The organism is Flavobacterium sp. FG68, from assembly GCF_057808895.1.
This window is the reverse complement of record NZ_JBMDIY010000072.1, coordinates 1-2,645: the sequence shown is the minus strand read 5'-3', so window position 1 is coordinate 2,645 and position 2,645 is coordinate 1. Positions and strand designations below refer to the sequence as shown.

Here is a 2,645-nt window from a genome sequence, read left to right as displayed (position 1 = left end):
GAATCTTCCTGCGGGAACTTACACTTTGACTGTTTCTGATAATTGTTCTTCTCAAACTAATTCGGTTACGATTAATCAGCCTAGTGCGGCTTTAGCTCTTTCTGCTTCTTCCAAAACTGATGTAACTTGTTTTAACGCAAGTACTGGAACGCTAACTGCTGGAACGGTAAGTAATGCAGTAGGAACTGTAACTTATTCATGGACAAATGCATCAAATGTGACCGTTGGAACTACAGCTTCGGTTTCAAATCTTCTGGCAGGAACTTATACTTTGACTGTTTCTGATAATTGTTCTTCTCAATCTAATTCGGTTACGATTAATCAGCCTAGTGCAGCTTTGACTTTGGCGGCTTCATCTAAAACTGATGTAATTTGTTTTGGAGCAAGTACTGGAACTGTGACCGCTGGTCTTGTAACCAATGCTGTTGGAACTGTAACTTATTCATGGACAAATTCTTTAAATGCTGTTGTTGGAAATACAGCTTTGGTTTCGAATCTTCCGGCAGAAACTTATACTTTAACGGTTTCTGATAACTGTTCTTCTCAATCTAATTCTGTTACGATTACGCAGCCTAGTGCAGCTTTAACACTTTCTGCTTCTTCTAAAACTGATGCTTCTTGTTTTGGAGAAAATACTGGGACAGTAACATCAGGAACCGTTACCAATGCAGTTGGAGCAATAACTTATTCATGGACAAACTCTTCAAATACTGTTGTTGGAAATACCGCTTCTGTTCCGAATCTTCCTGCGGGAACTTATACTTTGACCGTTACTGATGATTGTTCAAGCCAATCTAATTCTGTAACAATTTCTCAACCGGGTGCAGCTTTAACTTGTTCAATTACACAAAATAAAGCCGTAACGGCAAATGGTTTAAGCAACGGAGAAGCTACTGTTACTCCAATTGGTGGAAACGGAAATTATACTTACTTGTGGGATAACAATGAAACGACACAAAAAGCTATTGGACTTAATGCTGGATTACATACTGTAACTGTAACTGATGAAAAAGGCTGTACAACAACTTGCAGCATAACAATTACAGAACCTAACGTTTTATCTTGTAGTATTACTCAGGATAGTGCCGTTAAATGTTTTGGAGAAAGTAACGGTCAAGCTACTGTAACTGCAATTGGCGGAAACGGCGACTATACTTATTTATGGGACAATAATGAAACGACAGCTCTGGCAGTTTCTTTAAATGCAGGATTACATACTGTTACTGTTACTGATAAACTGGGTTATACTACAACTTGCACTGTTACAATTACTCAGCCTCAAGAAGCTCTTAGCGCCACAACGACACAAGTTGATGTTGTTTGCGGTGGGCTAAATACAGGATCTGCAACAGTTTTTGCTTCTGGAGGAACAAGTCCATATACTTATTCATGGAATACAAATCCTGCTCAAACTTCGGCTACCGCTACTACGCTGGTAGCAGGCAACTATTCTGTTATTGTAACCGATGCGAATTTATGTACCGTTACAAAATCGGTTACTATTATTGATGGAGATTCGGTTAAACCAATAATTGATCCTTTACCAGAAACCTCAACTATCAATTGTCCAGCAGAACCAGTTTTTGCACAAGCAACTGCAACAGACAATATTGGAATTATTGCTTCTTTAACTTATGAAGATGCTATTGTTCCGGGAAATTGTGCAGGTTCTTATACAAAAACCAGAACTTGGACAGCAACTGATTCTTGTGTAAATGTTTCACTTCCTGTAAGTCAAACTATTATTGTACAAGATATTACTGCTCCAACTTGGACAACACAGGCTGGTTCTTTAAATCAAACTATTGAATGCAGTAATGCGGAAGCTTTAACTTCTGCGCAAGCTTTATTCCCTATTGCTTCTGATTTATGTGATACCGATGTTTCGAATATCACTAAAGTAAGCGGACAATTCATCGCTTCTGAAGGATGCGCAAATTCTGGAACTTACACCAATACTTGGACGGTAAAAGATGACTGCGGAAATACTTCTGATACTTTCACTCAAATCATTACAATTCAAGACACAACTGCACCGACTTGGACTACACAAAGTGGCTCTTTAAACCAAACTATTGAGTGCAGTAATGCTGAAGCTTTAACTGCAGCTCAGGCTTTATTCCCAACAGCTTCTGATTTATGTGATACTGATGTTTCTAATATCACTAAAGTAAGCGGACAGTTCGTCGCTTCTGAAGGATGTTCAAACTCTGGAACTTACACAAACACTTGGACTGTAAAAGACGACTGTGGAAATATTTCTGATACTTTCACCCAGATTATTACAATTCAGGATACAACTGCACCGACTTGGACAACGCAGGCTGGTTCTTTAAACCAAATTATTGAATGCAGTAATGCGGAAGCTTTAACTGCAGCTCAGGCTTTATTCCCAACTGCTTCTGATTTATGTGATGTCGATGTTTCGAATATCACTAAAGTAAGCGGACAATTCGTTGCTTCTGAAGGTTGTGCTAATTCTGGAACTTATACCAATACCTGGACAGTAAAAGATGACTGTGGAAATACTTCTGATACTTTTACGCAGATTATTACAATTCAGGATACAACTGCTCCAACTTGGACAACACAGGCTGGTTCTTTAAACCAAATTATTGAATGCAGTAATGCGGAAGCTTTAACTG

1 protein-coding gene is annotated in these 2,645 nt (G+C 38.7%); it reads left to right on the top strand.

Annotation, left to right across the window (positions count from 1 at the left end; genetic code table 11):
• Positions 1–2,645 (top strand): Ig-like domain-containing protein (locus ACODSB_RS23940; protein ID WP_488938884.1); only part of this gene is annotated, 2,645 nt, incomplete at both ends.